We start from the raw sequence: 15,813 nt of genomic DNA on the forward strand, positions 1-15,813 counted from the left end.
GGTTGTGTGTTGTCCGGTTCAGATGGCGGTGGTGCCGCCGTCGGCGACGAGTTCCATGCCGTTGACGTAGCTGGAGTCGTCGGAGGCCAGGAAGAGGGCGGCGGTGGCGATTTCGTCGGGGCGGCCCATCTGGCCGCGGGGGATGAGGGACTCGAACTGGCGCTTGGTGGCCTCGTCGAAGAGTTCTTCCTGCTTGGCGGTGGCGACCTGGCCGGGGGTCAGGACGTTGACGCGGATGCGGCGGTCCTTGAGCTCGTTGAGCCAGACGCGGGCCCATGCCTGCTGGACGGCCTTGCTGCCGGCGTAGACGCTCCAGCCGGGGAAGGCGCCGAGGGAGGCGTTGGAGCCGGTCATGAGGATGGAGCCTCCGTCGTTGAAGAGCGGGAGGGCCTTCTGGACGGTGAACAGGGTGCCGCGGGCGTTGAGGTAGAACGCGGCGTCGAAGTGGGCCTCGGTGATCTCGCCGAGCGGAGCGGGCTCGCCCCCGCCGGCGCTGGCCCACAGCACGTCAAGGCTGCCCTTCTCCCGCTTGACGGTGTCGTACAGGCGGTCCAGGTCGTCCAGGTCGGCGGCGTCGCCCTGGACGCCGGTGACGTTGCGGCCGATCTGCGTCACGGCCTCGTCCAGGGCGTCCTGGCGGCGGCCGGTGATGAAGACGTGCGCTCCCTCGTCGACGAACAGCTTCGCGCCGGCCAGCGCCATGCCGGTGGTGCCGCCGGTGATGACCGCGACCTTGCCGTCGAGCTTTCCCATAGCCATTCCCTTGGGTCGGTGGTGCCGTGTGTACGTGGGGCGACGGCGTTAAGTACACCGCTCTGTGTGCTTACGGTACGGGGTGGGCGGCGGGGACGCAAACTATGTACACCGACCGTTACCCATGCGGGGTATCATGGACCTATGACGGAGTTGGAGAAGGGCCCCACGGGCCGCCGCCGCGGCCGGGGCGCCCGCGAACGCATCCTCAGCGCGTCCCAGCAACTGTTCCGCGAGCAGGGCATCAACCGCACCGGCATGGACCAGCTTTGCGCCGCCGCCGAGGTGTCCAAGCGCACGGCCTACCAGCACTTCACCGGCAAGGACGAACTCGTCGCCGAGTACCTGCGCCGGTTCGACCCCTCCGTTCTGTCCGGCGTGTTCGACCGCACCGACCTCACGCCCCGCGAACGGCTCCTCGCCGCCTTCGACATCCCCCCCACCACCCCCCTGTGCCCCTACATCGCCGCCGCCGTCGAACTCCACGACCCCCAGCACCCCGCATCCCAGTACGCACGTGAGTACAAGAAAGCCGTCGCCGCGCGGCTTGCCGCCACCGCCCGCGAAGCCGGCGCCGCCGACCCTGAACAGCTCGGCGAGCAGCTCGCGCTACTCATCGACGGCGCCGCGGCCCGCACCCGGGTCCTCAACGCCGACGCCTTCCCCACCGCCGCCGCCGTCGCCGCCGTCCTCATCGACAACGCCATCCCCGCCAAAGCCAGCGATGACCGGCGACGGGAGGAAGTGCCAAGTTGACTTGGCACTCCGTGGCCGGGCTGGACGCGCTGCCGGTCGCGCGGCTGCACCCGCTGGTACGCGACACCAGCCGCCCGGCACCTGGCCCGGACCTGCCGGCTTTTACGGAACTGGCCGCTCGCCCACGCTGCCGTAGTGCTGAACAGCCTCAGTGCTCTGCCGGACAGCTCAACGGCACGGGAGCCCTGTCTGTTGCGGACCTCGCCCTCACCCTGCCACCGTCACCGGATCAGTGGCCACGCTGAAAATGCTCATTGCCGCAAATGCCCAGGGGAACGATCGCTGCGGGGGACGGTCTCCTCACGGCCCCCCATGCGCAGTCGTCCAACTCTCCTGACATCAGCGAGCACAGGCGAACCGGCTCCCGCGCACGCACTGCACAGCAAGTAACGGCCCAGCTGCGGGGGCACCGGCCACGACCGCGCCGGCTGGCGGGGGGAGGGCGATCGTGGTGGGGCCGGGCCCGCGCGGGAGGCTGCCGACATGCAGGAGCGGCAGTGGATCACCGCTCGCCGGAGCGACTGGACGCCTTCGCCGAGCAGTTGACCAAGCAGCTGCAGGAGGTGCAGGTCGAGCGGGAGGAACTGGCGATCGCGGAGCGGGTGTTGAAACGTCTGGCCGAGCAGGCCCAGGCTGATGTCGAGGCGGTTGCTCCGGTGTCGGCGAAGGTTTCCGGGCGGACGGTTCTGCTGATCCCGCACCACAGCGACGCGGCCGATGAGGGTGCACTGCCGGGCGACTACCGCAGAATCCTGGTGATCGTGCGGGAGGCGGACGGCCCGGTGCAGGTCAGGGTGGTTGGTGAGCAGCGGGGCCTGGACGCGTCGGTGCGTGGCAGGCTGGAGCCGCTTCGGGCGAAGATGACCAAATCGGCCGACCGCGGCTGGCTGCACAAACGCCCTGACGGGGGGTTCACCGCACGTGCGTAGTGCCGCGTCAGGCAACGTTCGCCTTCTGTAGGCTCTCGTCGCCGAACAGGAGGTTCGATTTGGGCACTCGTCCGCACAGATCCTGGCTGGTCGCCGCGCTCGTCGCGGGAGTTCTGAGTGCTTGCGATCCGACGACCATGGATCCTATAGACCCCGCTAACTTCAGTTCCGTCGCCTTCATCAATGACACCGGCTCCCCAGTTGTCCTGTTCGAGTGTGGCGACAGCCGTGGGCGTGACTGCCATGACATGAGCGGTCGACTCGCCCCCGGAGACCGCAGCGACCAGCAGGTGTACTGGGGAGCAGGTCTCGATCCCTGGCAAGTTCGGGACGCACGGGGGCAGATCGTCGGCTGGCTGCTGGTGAACACACCTCGTCGTGAATCCGGAGCTGTCTACTACCTCGGCGATGCCGATTCCAAGCCCGCCAAGCCGACGAACCCGCGCGTCTCGCCACACCCTGACCCGACGCGGTAATTCGGTTCCCCTGGGACACACTGCCCCGGACGCACACCGCCGACGAATGGCTACCTGAGATGGGCGACAGGGCGAACGTTGCCTGATGCGACAATAGCTGCGCGGGCGGAGGCGTAACTGGCCGGCCCCCGGCGGTAGTTGCGTTTGGTGTGAAGAAAAACAACCATCACGTCGAGGGCCCTGACGGCCTTGTCTACACCGCCCGCCTGCCAACCAAGGAGCTGATCGCCCTGGCCGAGGGCCTGCGCGAGTCCACCGAGTCGTGGGCCGACCTGCTGCGCGACTGCAGTCGGCGCGGCATGCGCGACCCCGAACTGGTCGTCGGCGACGGCGCGATGGGACTGTGGAGCGCACTGACCGAGGTGTTCCCCGCCGCCCGCCACCAGCGCTGCTGGGTCCACAAGGCCCGCAATGTCACGAACGCCCTGCCGAAGTCCGCCCTGCCGAAGTCCGCTCAGCCGAGCGCAACGAAGGCGATGCAGGAGATCTACCGCGCCGAGGACCGGGCCCACGCCAAGAAGGCGATCGAGGCGTTCACCCGCACCTACGGCACCAAGTGGCCCAAGGCCGTCGCGAAGATCACCGACGACGCCGAGGAACTGCTGGCGTTCTACGACTTCCCGGCCGAGCACTGGATCCACCTGCGGACCACGAACCCGATCGAGTCGACGTTCTCCACGGCCAAGCTCCGTACGAAGGTCGCCCGCGGCGCCGGCAGCCCGGCCGCGGCCCTCGCAATGGTGTTCAAGCTCGTCGAGTCCGCCCAGGCCCGCTGGCGCGCGATCACCGGCGCCCACCTCGTTCCCCTGGTCCGGGCGGGTGCCCGGTTCAAGAACGGCGTCCTGGTCGAGCGAGAGGGGGCGGCCGCGTGAGCAAGAGCCCCAGCCCCGGCAGCTGTCCTAGCAGTGTAGAACTGCAGATTGTCCGGGTCATCGCCGCGTCCCTCGAACAAGCCACTGTCAATGTGCGCTGCCTGCGGGGACCGGTCCGTCGCGGTGCCCGCTTCAACCGGCTCAGCGGTTCAGCACAAGCGATCGGCCTGACGATGACGCAAGCCGTCGTCTACGGGCATCGAGTGGCAGAACTCGACACTGGCCTCACCGCCTTCGTGACGCTCCGAGGAAAGGGCGTTGAGCATCTCAAGTCGGACACCTTGGCCTCCAGGTCGCAGGTCATCGAAGGCGCCAACCCCTTGCCCTAACCAAGCGATCCACAGGAATTGACAATTTGCATCGGGTGACGGTGAGTTCCGGGAACAGTTGACGGGGTTCGGCGGTGGATGTGTCGGTGAGATTCAGCAACACGTCCCGTCCCATCGAGCTGGCCCGAACTCTCCAATCTCCAGCCGAGGCGTCGATAGGATCTGGGCATGGCTGATCGTCGTTTCGAGCTGATCTGTGAGGTCGAGCCGCCCACTCGTCCGGAGCTGACCCGGGTGCGTCACCAGATCGGTGTGATGAGTCCGATCGCCGACTCGTTCCTGATCCCCGACAATCACATCGGCCGGGCGACCGTGTCCAGTGTCGCGGTGGCTCATGAGGTGCAGGCCATGGGCGCACGTTCCATCGCCTGTCTGAACTCGCGAGATCGCAACTTGCTGGGTTTCCAGCGCGACTTGCTGACGGCCGCCGCTTATGGGGTGGAGCGGTTCTTGTTCGTCCATGGCGACAAGCCCAGCGCGGGAGGCCGAACAAGCGAGCTGACCGTCCGCGCCATGATCGAACAAGCGCGGGCAGCGGAGCAGGACCCGGCATTCGGCGGATGCAGCCCTTTCCGGGCCGGGGTCACCTCCGGGCTGCGTCCGCTCCCGGGGTGGAAGAGCGCCGCCGACTTCGTCTTCGTCCAGGTCAGTTACTCGTTGGAGAATCTGCTGCGCTGGCGCGACAGCGTTTCGCTGAGCGTGCCGGTGTATGCAGGGGTGATGGTGCTGGCCAGCGCCGGCATGGCCCGCAACCTCGCAGCCAAGATTCCGGACATCGACATCCCCGACCAGTTGGTCGCAGACGTGGAACGCGACCGTGACGCCGGCGTCGCAGCAGCCTGCGAGCAGATCCTGGCCATCCGTGACAGCGGCGCGTTCGACGGTGTTCATCTGGTGCCGGTCAGCCGGTATCGGCAGGTCGCCGCGTTGCTGGAACGTGAGCTGTGATCGCGGACTGAGTTCCGATACAAAGGTTGAGCAGGGCTGGGGACGGGGCGCTGAGCACCGTTCTCGGCGCATGGGTCTCCGGCTCTGCTCGGGTCGCGGCGGCTTGTTCGGCCTTGGCCCGGGATTGAGCGAGGCGGTAGGAGTCGGTGTCGGTCTCGATGATGGTGCCGTTGAAGGTCAGCCGGTCGACGATGGCCGTGCAGAGCCGGGGATCGGTGAAGGTCTTGGTCCAGCCGCCGAAGGCTTCGTTGGAGGCGATGGCGACGCTGTTCTTCTCCTCGCGTTCCGTCAGAACCTGAAACAGCAGTTCGGCGCCGTGCTTGTCGAGCTCCATGTAGCCGAGTTCGTCGATGCAACTGCCGACAACGAGCACCACTGCCGCGTGAACCTTTCCGACCTGTACCGTCGTCTTCTGGCCGACGTCCTCGACATCGGTACACCGTACCCCTGGTGATTAACGGCGGGTATGCAGTCCAGGCTCACGGCCTGGTCGATCGGCTCTCCCAGGAGCTCGACGTCGCCACCGAGAACCCGGCACCGATCAGTGAGATCGTCCACGTCGTGAGCGACGGTCTTGCGAAGCGGGATTGGCAGGTCGAAGAGATCGAGATCGGGGCGCTGTCCGGCAGGCTCATTATCACCGATCCCGCATCGGGCGAGCAGTGCGAGGTCGACGTGCTGAAGGAAGTCCTCTGCCTCCGAAGGCCAGCCGGTACGGCCCGGTGCTAGCGCTGGACGACGTGATCGGGACGAAGGTGCGGGCCCGTGCCGACCGAGGCGCCGTCCGTAACCTCATCGACGTCCACGCCGCCGCCCAGCACCGGTCCACAGCGGAGCTTGAGAACCTCGGACGGCGCCACGCCAGGTACGCCTTCAGCCTGGAAGTTCTCCGTGCCCGCCTTGTCGGCGCGCAATGGTGGGAGATCGGCCTGGCCTGCCTGGACCCTCGATGGGCGGGAGGCCGTCCCCGCCAACTCAGCACTGACGACGAGGACTTCGTCGTCCAGACGGCCACCACCCGCCCGACCAAGCTCGGCCAGCCCATCACCCGCTGGTCGATCCGCAAACTCGCCGCCTACCTGCGCCGCATACACGGGCGCGTCATCCGAATCGGCCGGGAAGCCTTACGGTGTCTGCTCCCGCGCCGCGGCGTCACTTCCAGCGCACCAAGCCCTGGAAGGAATCGTCCGACCCCGAACGCGACGCCAAGCTCGACCGGATCGAGCAGGTACTGGACCGCTTCCCGGACCGGGTCTTCGCCTTCGACGAGTTCGAGCCCCTGGGAATCCGGCCCACCGCAGGCTCCTGCTGGGCGAAACAGGGCAAGCCCAACCGGCTCCCGGCGACCTACCGTCGTACGCACGGCGTCACATACTTCCACGGCTGCTACTCCGTCGGCGACGACACACTCTGGGGCGTCAACCGCCGCCGCAAAGGCACCGCCGACACGCTGGCCACGTTGAAGTCGATCCGCGCCGCCCGGCCCGACGACGCCCCCGATTTACATCATCCTGGACAACCTCTCCGTACACACCGGCGTGGACATCCGCCGCTGGTCGAAGAAGAACACGGTCGAAACTGTGCTTCACCTGGACGTACGCCTCCTGGGCCAACCCGATCGAGGCGCACTTCGGCCCACTGCGGCAGTTCACCCTGGCCAACTCCCACCACCGCAGCCACCCCACGCAAACCCAGGCACTGCACCGCTACCTGCGCCGGCGCAACGCCAACGCCCGCCACCCCGACGTACTCGCCGCCCAGCGCAGGGAACGCGCCCGCATCCGCGGTGAGAAGGGAATCCGCTGGGGGAGGGGGTCCCGCCGCCGCAGCCTGACAGTGGCTCAGAAGCCCCGGAAAACACCGTCGTCGTCGACGGCACCGACGAACTCCTCGAAGTCCATGTTCGCGCCCGAGAGGTTGTTCTCGATGCTCCACAGCTCGGCTGCCACCACGCGGACACAACGCCCGCGACCACCCCGCAGGTCCACCACGAGGAGCGGCAGGTCGGCCGAGGTGACAGCCGCGGAATCCGCCAGCACAAGAAGGGGATGCCGGTACGCGGGATGGATCAGGTCAATGGCCTGCTCAGGCGTCACGCCCTCGTACCTCCGGTCATCGACGAGCGCGACGTTGGCCAAGAAGCCGTCCTTGCTGGGCGAATACAACGCCGCCCGCAGAGCGTCCCAGGCACCGTCCGCCGAGAAGTCAGTGCGCACAACGAGGGCTTCCAAAGTGCTGGGGAGTTGCTTCATGCGCGGACAGTACCGCCAAGCCGGTGAACCATTCCGGTCACAGCACTAGCACGTTCTGCGCGAGCACAGTTGCCAGGAGCACCGATACTTCAGCCGCCGCCAGTAGATGAGGACGCAGGCGAGGGAGACCAGGGCGTCGTGGATTTCTAGGCGTCGTTCCCAGAGGATTGCGAGGCGGTCTGCTCTACGTAGCGGAGTTTGCCCAAGCCCGGGATGTTCAGGCTGCCCTTGCGGGAGATGACTGGCAGGATCTGGCGGTTGCGTGGTGCCCGGCGTTGGGGTTGCTGTCATTGCCCTTGTCGCCGAGGAGTGAGTCGGGGCGTCTGCGGTGGCGTCCTGGACGGCTGGCGACGGGCGGGATGCCGTCGAGCAAGGCGACGGTCTGGGTGACGTGAGTGCCGTCGGCGTTGCAGTCGGTTGTTCGTGGGAGGTGGGTGCGGGCTGTCTGCGGGTTCTTCCGGCGGGCTCGGTGGTCTGCAACTCCATTGCGGTGTGGGGCATTTGGCGTGTTTTCCGTGGTCGTTGGATGGGTGTGGGGTCTGGGGGGGTGGGTGTGGTTTTTGGGTGGGGGGTGGTGGGTTTCGGGTGGTGCGGGTCCGTTGCTAGAAAACCGCTCACCCGGTATCTTTTCTGGTGTTCGCTCGTACGGACGAGCGGCTGGGCGGCTCGACTTCCTCGGGGAAGGCGGTTGGTTTCCCGGGGGGTTGGGGTTGTTCGGGGTGGGGTGGCTGCCGGGGTTGGGTGTGCTGCGCCTCCTTCGTCCTCGTCGCTCGTGTGCTGGTCCACGACTGGGGGAGGTCCGGGATGGTGCGCGGCGTTGAGGGGCGTGTGGTGATCGTCGGTGGGGGGCCTGTGGGGATGTTGCTGGCCTGTGAGCTGGCGGGGCGGGGGGTGCGCACGGTGGTGATCGAGTCGCGTTCGGCGGTCTCCGGGTGTCCGAGGGCGACGACGTTGCATGCGCGTGCGGTGCAGTGTCTGGTGCGGCGGGGGTATCTGGGCGGGCTGGTGGCCGGTGGTGGGGGCGGGGCGGCCGGGGTGGGTGGCGGCCGGGCGCCGGTGAGCAGCCTGTTTCATTTTGCGGGTATGGCGGGGTTGGTGATTTCGGTGCCGTCGGGGGAGCCGGAGCCGGTGTTGAAGTGTGCGCAGGAGGTGTTGGAGCGGCATTTCGAGCGGCGGGCGCGGGCGGCGGGGGTGCGGATCCTGCGCGGGCACCGGGTGACAGCGATACGGCAGGGGCCGGGCGGGGTGAGCGTCACCGCGCAGGCGCCGGGCGGTGCGGCGGTGGTGTGCAGGGGTGCCTACCTGGTGGGAGCCGACGGGGCGCGCAGTGTGGTGCGCCGTCAGGCCGGTTTCGCTTCCCGTGCTTATCCGGCCACGGTGTCGGCGATGGCGGGGGATGTCCGCCTCGACGAGGGCAGTCTTGAGGCGGGGTGGCAGCGTACGGAGCGGGGCTGGATCGTCGCCAAGCCCCTGGAGGGCGGGTGGGTCCGCCTGCGGACCCTGAACTGCTCGGGTGCGCATCCCGAGCGTGATCGGCCGCTGGTGCTGGAGGAGTTGCGGCGTGAGGTGGGCTGGATCACCGGCCGGGACATCGTGATGGGGGAGGGCCGGTGGTTGAGCCGGTTCAGTGATTTCTCCCGGCTGGCCGCCTGCTACCGGATGGGGCGCATCTTCTTGGCGGGGGATGCGGCGCATGTGCATTTCCCCGTCGGCGGCCAGGGGCTGAGCACCGGGGTGCTGGATGCCGTCAACCTCGGCTGGAAGCTGGCGCTGGCGGTGCGTGGTGAGGCGGGGGAGGGGCTGCTGGACACCTATGACCTGGAACGCCGGCCCGCAGCCCAGCGGGTGATCGACCACACCCGTGCCCAGCTCACTTTGATGCGGCCCGGCCCGGAACTCGAGCCGTTGCGGGCGCTGTTCGGGGAGCTGGTGGCGAAGGGTGGGGAGAGTGGTGTGCTGGCGTCGATGGTCAGTGCCCAGGACACCGTGCTGCCCGGTCGCGATGCAGGCTGCTCTGCCTGGGAAGGAACGTTCCTCCACAACACGGTCCTGCACACCCGTCAGGGCCAGGCCGATGTGATCGGTCTGCTGCGCCAGGGACGCCCGCTGCTGCTGCTCTTCGGCGATAACCGCTGCACCGACGGCTGTGCTGAGCAGGCCGAGGGGTGGGCGGGGCGGGTGCGGGTGGTGCACGCCGAGCCGGTGCCCGATCTTGCCTGCGGGGCGCTGCTGGTGCGGCCCGATGGCTACATCGCCTGGGCGTCGGAGGCTGAGGGGCCGGGCGCTTGGGCGTCGGGGGCCGACGGGCCGGCCGCTGCGCTGAGAGCACTCTTCGGCCCGCGCGCGGAAGTGGAGGCCACCGGTGTGCTCGCCGGGGCGGTCAGCTGACCCATGGCAGCTTCAGCACGGGGTGCAGAGCCTGCAGTTCTGCGTAGAGGGTTGCCCCGCGGGTCTTGGTGAGGTCGACGGCGGCGCTGGGCAGGACGTGGCGCGGCAGGGCGCTGGCGCCAAGGTGGGGCGGCGGGTGTGCCTGCGGGGACGGTCGCTGACCGGTGCTGGCTGCGATGCGGGGCGTGGGGCCTGCAGTTCGGTGCGGACGATGGCCCTGCGGGTTTCGGTGAAGTGGACCGCGGCGAGGGCGGAGGGGGCGGCGGATGCGTGGGCCGGGACGGTCTGCTGACCGATGGGGCGTGGACCGTCGCGCCCCTGCTCTCGGTGAGGTCGCCTGCGGAGGGGGCGGCCGGGCTGGGCGGCAGGGGGTGCGGTGGGGCGCTGGCTCTGAGGTGGGGGAGGCTTTCGGTGTGGTGGTGGGGGTGGTCAGCTGGCGGCTGCGGGTTCCTGGGTGGGGTGGAGGGTGGGGAGGTCGGGGTGGAGGGTTTGGAGTTCGGTGTAGACAGTGGCGCCGCGGGTGTTGGTGAGGTCGACGGCGGCGAGGACGGAGGGGATGACGACGCTGGGCAGGATGTGGCGGAGCAGGGCGCTGACGCGTGGGGGGAGGTCCTGGTAGTTGGACAGGGCCTGGGACATGGCCTGGATGCCGGCGAAGGCGCCGACGAGGACGTCGGCGGTCTCGGTGAGGGTGACGTGGGGCAGGAGTTCGCCCTGGGCCTTGGCCTCGCCCAGGAGTTGGGCGCCTACGTCGCTCCAGCGCAGGAAGGGTCCGCTGCGGTCGAGTCCCTGGGCCTGCTGGTCGAGGGAGAGGCGGACGCCGGCGCGGACCATGGGGTCGGTCTGCAGGCGGTAGGCGTGCAGGACGACGGTGTCGACCATCTGCTGCACCTTGCAGGCCCGCTCGGGGATGGGCACGTCGAGGTCCTGGGCGTGCAGGACGCCCTCGGCGAGGTGTTCCTTGGAGGGGAAGTGGAAGTACAGGGCTCCCTTGGTCACGCCGGCGCTGGCGAGGATCTCGTTCACGGTGGCCGCCTGGTAGCCGCGTTCCTCGAAGACCCGGGCCGCTGCCGACAGGATCGCGCGCCGGGTGCGGACCGCCCGCTCTTGTTTCGCCATGGCGGCCTCCTCCTTGTCGAATGAGCCCGGAGACCCAATAAAAAACCGTCCAGTTTGTATATTACAGGTGTTTCGTGGGAGCGCACCCCCTTCCGGCCGTGAAACGTTCAAGGGGGTGCGCCTCGCAGCGCGGCAACCCCGAGAGGGGGCGCCGCAACTGCTGGGTGGGAGCCGGCCGCCCCAACCAACGGGGGCGGGAGTCGGGTACCGGACCCGGGTGGTAGGAGCCGTGCACGACCGCGGCGGGGGCGGACGTCGGTGCCGCACTCCGCGAGGCGGGCACCAGGCACCGAACCGGGCCGGGGCGATAGCCGCGCAGGCCACGGCGACGGCGAAAGTCGTGCACCGCGCCCCCCGGGGGGCGGGGGTCGTGTGCCGGACCCGGGGCGTGTAGGCGTCGCCTTCCTGCTTCGGGGTGAGAGTTACGCGCCGAAGTCGGTGGGGCGGGGGCTCGGTATGGCGGATGAGAGGGGTGGGGAGTCGATGGGTGGATCGCGGGGCGGGTTGTGGGTGTCTGGGCGGGGAAGGGGGTGCGTCGGATGATTTTGGTGACCGGGGGGACGGGGACGGTGGGCCGGGAACTGCTGGGGCGGCTTGGGGCCGGCCGGCGGGTGCGTGTGATGGCCAGGGATCCCGCCCGGGTGGCCCGGCTGGTCCAGGCGGTGGAGGTGACCGAGAGGGTGGAGACGGTTGCCGCGGACTATGGGGATGCGCGCTCGCTGGCTGCGGCACTTCAGAGTGTACGGACGGCGTTCCTGGTCACGACGGATGTGACCGGCGGTGATGACGAGCGGTTCCTGGACGCGGCGGTGAGGGCGGGCGTACGGCGGGTGGTGAAGCTTTCCGCCGCTGCGGTGCTGGATGAGCAGGCGGATGATCTGATCACCCGGTGGCAGCGCGGCGGTGAGGAGCTGCTGCGCGGCTCGGGCCTTGAGTGGACGCTGCTGCGCCCGCGGGCGTTCACCTCCAACGCTCTGGCCTGGGCGCCGTCAATTCGCAGTGCGCGTACGGTGCGTGTGCTGTACGGGACCTCTCCCAGCGCCTGTGTGGATCCCCGCGACGTCGCGGCGGTTGCCGCACGTGTGCTGACCGAGGAGGGCCATGCCGGCCGCGCCTACACCCTGACCGGTCCCGAGTCCGTCACCGCAGCCGAACAGACCGAGCAGTTGAGTCGGCTGCTGCGGGTCCGGCTGCGTTGTGAGGAACTGTCCCTCGACGAGGCGCGCGCCGCTCTCGCACGGCGTTATCCGGCGCCGGTGGCCGAGGCGCTGCTTCAGAGCGCGCAGCGTCAGCGGGCCGGGGCGAAGGCGGGCGTCACGGACACGGTCGCCGCGCTGACCGGAGGCCGGGCGGGCTCGTTCGGCGGGTGGGCGAGGGACCATCTGGCGGCCTTCGTGCCGGACGGGTGACCGGCCGGCGGACTCCGGGGGCATCCTCCTTTCGTGAAAGACCCGCCGCTGCCGCAGGCCCCGGGGCCGGGCGCGGTCGGCCGGGGCGGGCCCGCGAGCGAATCGGGCCCGGCGGGATGCCGTTGAGGGGCCATACGAGGACCTCGCCCAGGTTTCGGTGTATGACTGGGCCGCCATCACCCTCATGACCAGGCGCCTCGCACGGAAAGGCGCCACCCCCAGCTGGCCGAGGAGACCGGCGCCGGCCGTTGGTGGAGCCTGTGGCCAGCCGAACGAGGCTTAGGGCTGTCCCGCAACGTTGAGGCGGGCGGTTGAGAGACCGAGAGGTTCGCCGCCTATCCTCCTGTTGTGCAGCTGCCTCGGGATCCGTCGAATGTCGCCCATGCCCTGGTGGCCGCGTTTCCGACCCGTCTTGCCGGTGACGTGCAGAGTGTCCTGGCGGTCATGCCGGAGGCCAGGCTCGCGCCGATGATGCCCTTCGAGGTCGAGGTGCAGGGCGAGACCGTCGCCATCCCGTCGCGCATCTACAACGAGGAGCCGGGCGCCGACTTGGAGCGGCCCCTGGCCGGAACCCAGCAGGTGATTTTGCACTGCCTGTACTCCCGGCACAGTGATGGCCGGGTCCGCCAGCGGCACCTTGAGCAGATTGTGGCGTCGGGCGAGCCGTGGGTGGTCCCGTTCGTGGTGCAGTTGGCCGGCGAATACGTGCTGGAGATCCTTGAGGCGATCGGCCGGGGTCTTCCCGGACTCGCGGTCCCGGGCTCGGCCCAGCGCCGCCTCTATGGGGAGTTCATCGCTCGGAATCCGGCCTTCTTCGCGCGCACGGAGCGGCGCGTGGTGAGCTACTGGTCGTGCTACTACCGCTGGAAGTACGGAGCGTTTGGGGCGTATCCCGGATGCGTCCTTTTGGAAACGTTCCGGGCCGCTGTGGTGGAACAGGTGGGCGCGCAGTGGCCGCGGCACACGCCGCGCCGCGCGGGCGGACGCGGGTGAGCGACCTGCCTGAGTTCGGCCACGGTCCTATCCAGCAAGGTTGAGATTGTGCAGGCGGGCGACGCCGCGCATGGCGTGGTGGACGCCGTCGCCCTTGAGCCGGCAGTCGCGGAGAATCTTCCAGGTCTTCATCCGGGCGAAGAGGTGCTCCACTCGTGCACGGACCTGCTTGTGTGAGCGGTTGTGCTCCCGCTTCCAGCCGGGCAGTTCCTCGCCCTGGGTGCGGCGGAGCGGCATGATCAATCCGGTCCCTGGACAGCCGCCATCAGCTATCACGGTCGTCCGGCCGACCGCTGTCTTGGCCCCCGATTCCTCCCACGCCTTGCAGTCGTTCCGGTTGCCCGGCAGCGGCCGTCCGACCACAACGACCAGGCGAGTGTCGGCATCGATGACGACCTGGTGATTGGTGGAGTACCGATAGTTCTTCGACTGCTCGGCCACCGCGTGATCGCGGGTGGGCACCAACGTCCCGTCCACGATCAGCACAGTCCCCCTCGCGAACCGGCGTCGGGGCGGCAACGCCAGCAGAGGGCCGATGTGGTCGATGATCCGGTCGGCCGTTGACTTCGAAATCCCGAACAGCAGGGCCAGTTGACGCATGGTCAAGTCGGTGCGCCAGTAGGCCGCGACCAAGAAAATACGGTCCTCAAGCGACAGGCCCCACGGACGCCCCGTCCGTGGTTCGGCTGCACTCTCGCGCTGCACCGCGGTCACCAACTTGCCGAAGCAGCGCGGGCTCAGCCCGGTGAACGGACGTATCCAATACGGCTCTGACGCCGTGATCACACCAGCCACACCAAGATCATCTCGCCGTGACCAGCAGTTACGGGACACCTCTTTGGTGTGAGCGGCTATCGGCGGCGGCAGCAGAACTCTGCATGAGTGGGACGGGGAAAAGCGCGGGAGACGATGTCGAACCCAGTTCGTTGCAACATGCCCTCGACGATCCAGGTGTAGGTGGAGAACTCCTCCCGGGCATGCGCTTCGAAGTCGGCCTTGGTGAAGCCCTCGCCCTCCGGGCGGCCAGCTGTGTTGATCCACTGCTGCAGGTGTGTCTCTGCGCTGGAGGGCTCGAAACTGAAGATCACGTCCCACAAGTAAAAGGTCCCGCCGGGACGGAGCATCCCAGCTGCGTTGAGCAGGGCCTGCTGCTTCCAGAAGTCCGGGAGCTGGTGCAGGGCCGACTTCGTGGTCACCACGTCGGCGAGGGGGCCCTGGTGGGTGTAGTCGAGAAAGCCGGCGTGGTGCCACTGCGGTGCAACACCGAACCGATCGGCCCGCGCCTTGGCGAAGGTCAGCATTTCCTCGGAGATGTCCACACCGTGCGCGACGGCCCCGCGTCGTGCGGCCTGAACGGCCAGTGAGCCGGTACCACACGCGAGATCGACCAGGTGGGTGCCCTCGGTGACACCCAACCGGTCCAGCAGTGCGTCGTCCGCTTGCGGGTCAGTGCCCTGGTTGTGGTCGTAGGCAGCAACAGCTGATTTGCTGCCCAAGTCGACGCCGACCGGCGCGTATTCGGCGAAGTACCAGACCGGCCGGGGACGTGTGGTGTCGCTTCGTGGCATGCACCGTTTGTAGGCTCCCCGCGGAACTTACGGCAACGGCAACTTACGCACCGCTGCATTGCGAAAGGTGAAAGGTGCAGAACCACGACCAGTACCGGCTCTTCCTCCACCTCGCAGAGACGCTCAGCTTCACCCGCACCGCGGCTGACTGCCACGTCAGCCCTGCCACGCTGTCCCGGACCGTGCAGCGGCTTGAGGCCGCCACCGGACATCGCCTCCTCGACCGCGGACCTCACGGGGTATGCCTGACCACGCACGGCCGCGCCTTCCGCCAATATGCAGCCCAAGCCCTGGACCTATGGGCCCGCTACCGCAGCGACGGTGCAGCGGACGATGACCTCAGCGGACACCTACGGGTGTTCGCCTCCGTCACCGCATGCCACACCCTCCTGCCCGACCTGCTCACCCCCTTGCGTGACGCGCACCCGCGCGTGAGCATCTCCTTACGCACCGGCGACGCCGCAGCCGCCCTCGCCCTGCTCGACCAGGGCGAGGTCGACCTTGCCGTTGCAGCCCTCCCAGCCCGGATTCCCGCCACCGTGCTCGCCCGGCAGATCACACAGACCCCGCTCGTCCTCGTTCAGACCCGGCCTCCGTTGGCCGACGAGGAGTTCACCGCCGCGGCGGAGCCCTTCGTCCTGCCACGGCAGGGACTCGTACGAGCTGCCGCAGACAAGTGGTTCCGAGACCTGGGTATCCACCCGCACATCGCTGCCGAGACCGACGGTCACGAAGCCCTGCTCACACTGGTCGCCCTGGGCTACGGCACGGGCGTCGTCCCCGATCTTGTCCTGCAACACAGCGGGCTCCGCGCCAGACTCCGGCAGGTGACCGCCCCATCCGTACCAGATCAGCTCGCCATCGGCGTCTGCATCCGACGGGCCGACGTACATCGCCCCTTGGTCGCCGCAGCCTGGGCGGAAACCCGCTCTCAGCGCCACACAGGTCATGGACATTACGACACCAAACTGTGAAGATCCTTTCGCTTTGCCAAGTGCTTTGCGAAGCAAGGATCTTGCAC

General features: G+C 68.5%; 13 protein-coding genes and 3 pseudogenes. 10 read left to right on the forward strand and 6 right to left on the reverse strand.

Annotation, left to right across the window (positions count from 1 at the left end; translation table 11 throughout):
* Positions 1-18: 18 nt before the first annotated feature.
* Positions 19-753 carry an SDR family NAD(P)-dependent oxidoreductase gene (locus tag ACQF4J_RS46215; protein ID WP_351583797.1) on the reverse strand — a complete coding sequence of 245 codons (735 nt, stop codon included), beginning with the start codon at positions 751-753 and terminating at the stop codon, positions 19-21.
* Positions 754-897: 144 nt separating this feature from the next.
* Between ACQF4J_RS46215 and ACQF4J_RS46220 the strand changes: the two genes are divergently transcribed.
* From ACQF4J_RS46220 to ACQF4J_RS46240, 5 genes and pseudogenes are all read left to right on the forward strand, one after another.
* Positions 898-1,509 (forward strand): TetR/AcrR family transcriptional regulator, encoded by a 612-nt coding sequence (locus ACQF4J_RS46220; protein WP_351583794.1) that lies wholly within the window; start codon positions 898-900, stop codon positions 1,507-1,509.
* Between the two features lie 497 nt (positions 1,510-2,006).
* Positions 2,007-2,438, forward strand: a complete 432-nt coding sequence (locus ACQF4J_RS46225) for a hypothetical protein (protein ID WP_427168524.1) — start codon at positions 2,007-2,009, stop codon at positions 2,436-2,438.
* 691 nt (positions 2,439-3,129) lie between these two features.
* Positions 3,130-3,786, forward strand: a pseudogene (locus ACQF4J_RS46230) (IS256 family transposase); the annotation flags it as partial.
* A complete protein-coding gene (locus ACQF4J_RS46235) occupies positions 3,783-4,115 on the forward strand; it encodes a hypothetical protein (RefSeq protein ID WP_427168525.1) in 333 nt (110 codons plus the stop codon). The pseudogene ACQF4J_RS46230 and the gene ACQF4J_RS46235, both read left to right, overlap by 4 nt.
* A gap of 168 nt (positions 4,116-4,283) precedes the next feature.
* The gene (locus ACQF4J_RS46240) at positions 4,284-5,063 is read left to right on the forward strand and encodes a methylenetetrahydrofolate reductase (RefSeq protein WP_351806121.1); all 780 of its coding nucleotides are present in this window, start codon (positions 4,284-4,286) and stop codon (positions 5,061-5,063) included.
* A gap of 91 nt (positions 5,064-5,154) precedes the next feature.
* Here the strand turns inward: ACQF4J_RS46240 and ACQF4J_RS46245 are convergent.
* Positions 5,155-5,418 (reverse strand): annotated as a pseudogene (locus ACQF4J_RS46245) (ATP-binding protein); the annotation flags it as partial.
* Between the two features lie 27 nt (positions 5,419-5,445).
* On the opposite strand from ACQF4J_RS46245, the pseudogene ACQF4J_RS46250 reads away from it, so the two are divergent.
* Positions 5,446-6,160, forward strand: a pseudogene (locus ACQF4J_RS46250) (helix-turn-helix domain-containing protein); the annotation flags it as partial.
* A 744-nt stretch (positions 6,161-6,904) separates the two neighbouring features.
* Here the strand turns inward: ACQF4J_RS46250 and ACQF4J_RS46255 are convergent.
* Entirely contained in the window at positions 6,905-7,315 is a 411-nt protein-coding gene (locus ACQF4J_RS46255; RefSeq protein ID WP_351583782.1) for a DUF6924 domain-containing protein, read from the reverse strand.
* An 804-nt stretch (positions 7,316-8,119) separates the two neighbouring features.
* Between ACQF4J_RS46255 and ACQF4J_RS46260 the strand changes: the two genes are divergently transcribed.
* Positions 8,120-9,703, forward strand: a complete 1,584-nt coding sequence (locus tag ACQF4J_RS46260; protein ID WP_427168526.1) for an FAD-dependent monooxygenase — start codon at positions 8,120-8,122, stop codon at positions 9,701-9,703.
* A gap of 429 nt (positions 9,704-10,132) precedes the next feature.
* Here the strand turns inward: ACQF4J_RS46260 and ACQF4J_RS46265 are convergent, their stop codons facing one another.
* Positions 10,133-10,822, reverse strand: coding sequence for a ScbR family autoregulator-binding transcription factor (locus ACQF4J_RS46265; protein WP_427168527.1), 690 nt, complete (start codon positions 10,820-10,822; stop codon positions 10,133-10,135).
* A 539-nt stretch (positions 10,823-11,361) separates the two neighbouring features.
* Between ACQF4J_RS46265 and ACQF4J_RS46270 the strand changes: the two genes are divergently transcribed.
* Positions 11,362-12,231, forward strand: a complete 870-nt coding sequence (locus tag ACQF4J_RS46270; RefSeq protein ID WP_427168706.1) for an NAD(P)H-binding protein — start codon at positions 11,362-11,364, stop codon at positions 12,229-12,231.
* 348 nt (positions 12,232-12,579) lie between these two features.
* Entirely contained in the window at positions 12,580-13,224 is a 645-nt protein-coding gene (locus tag ACQF4J_RS46275) for a hypothetical protein (protein ID WP_427168528.1), read from the forward strand.
* Positions 13,225-13,251: 27 nt separating this feature from the next.
* Here the strand turns inward: ACQF4J_RS46275 and ACQF4J_RS46280 are convergent, their stop codons facing one another.
* Entirely contained in the window at positions 13,252-14,019 is a 768-nt protein-coding gene (locus ACQF4J_RS46280; protein ID WP_427168529.1) for a transposase, read from the reverse strand.
* Between the two features lie 56 nt (positions 14,020-14,075).
* A complete protein-coding gene (locus ACQF4J_RS46285; RefSeq protein ID WP_427168530.1) occupies positions 14,076-14,792 on the reverse strand; it encodes a class I SAM-dependent methyltransferase in 717 nt (238 codons plus the stop codon).
* Between the two features lie 74 nt (positions 14,793-14,866).
* Here ACQF4J_RS46285 and ilvY point away from each other — a divergent pair, with 74 nt between their 5' ends.
* On the forward strand, positions 14,867-15,766 hold the full coding sequence (gene ilvY / locus ACQF4J_RS46290) for an HTH-type transcriptional activator IlvY (RefSeq protein ID WP_427168531.1): 900 nt from the start codon (positions 14,867-14,869) through the stop codon (positions 15,764-15,766).
* Positions 15,767-15,813 lie beyond the last annotated feature (47 nt).

The organism is Streptomyces sp. C1-1 (genome assembly GCF_050214755.1).
Lineage (GTDB): Bacteria > Actinomycetota > Actinomycetes > Streptomycetales > Streptomycetaceae > Streptomyces.

What these genes read in the sequence shown, in the direction of transcription:
- ACQF4J_RS46285 (WP_427168530.1), bottom strand. Translation starts at nt 14,792, where the DNA reads ATGCCACGAAGCGACACCACACGTCCCCGGCCGGTCTGGTACTTCGCC.
- ACQF4J_RS46270 (WP_427168706.1), top strand. Translation starts at nt 11,362, where the DNA reads ATGATTTTGGTGACCGGGGGGACGGGGACGGTGGGCCGGGAACTGCTG.
- ACQF4J_RS46265 (WP_427168527.1), bottom strand. Translation starts at nt 10,822, where the DNA reads ATGGCGAAACAAGAGCGGGCGGTCCGCACCCGGCGCGCGATCCTGTCG.
- ACQF4J_RS46240 (WP_351806121.1), top strand. Translation starts at nt 4,284, where the DNA reads ATGGCTGATCGTCGTTTCGAGCTGATCTGTGAGGTCGAGCCGCCCACT.
- ACQF4J_RS46220 (WP_351583794.1), top strand. Translation starts at nt 898, where the DNA reads ATGACGGAGTTGGAGAAGGGCCCCACGGGCCGCCGCCGCGGCCGGGGC.
- ACQF4J_RS46260 (WP_427168526.1), top strand. Translation starts at nt 8,120, where the DNA reads ATGGTGCGCGGCGTTGAGGGGCGTGTGGTGATCGTCGGTGGGGGGCCT.
- ACQF4J_RS46215 (WP_351583797.1), bottom strand. Translation starts at nt 753, where the DNA reads ATGGGAAAGCTCGACGGCAAGGTCGCGGTCATCACCGGCGGCACCACC.
- ACQF4J_RS46255 (WP_351583782.1), bottom strand. Translation starts at nt 7,315, where the DNA reads ATGAAGCAACTCCCCAGCACTTTGGAAGCCCTCGTTGTGCGCACTGAC.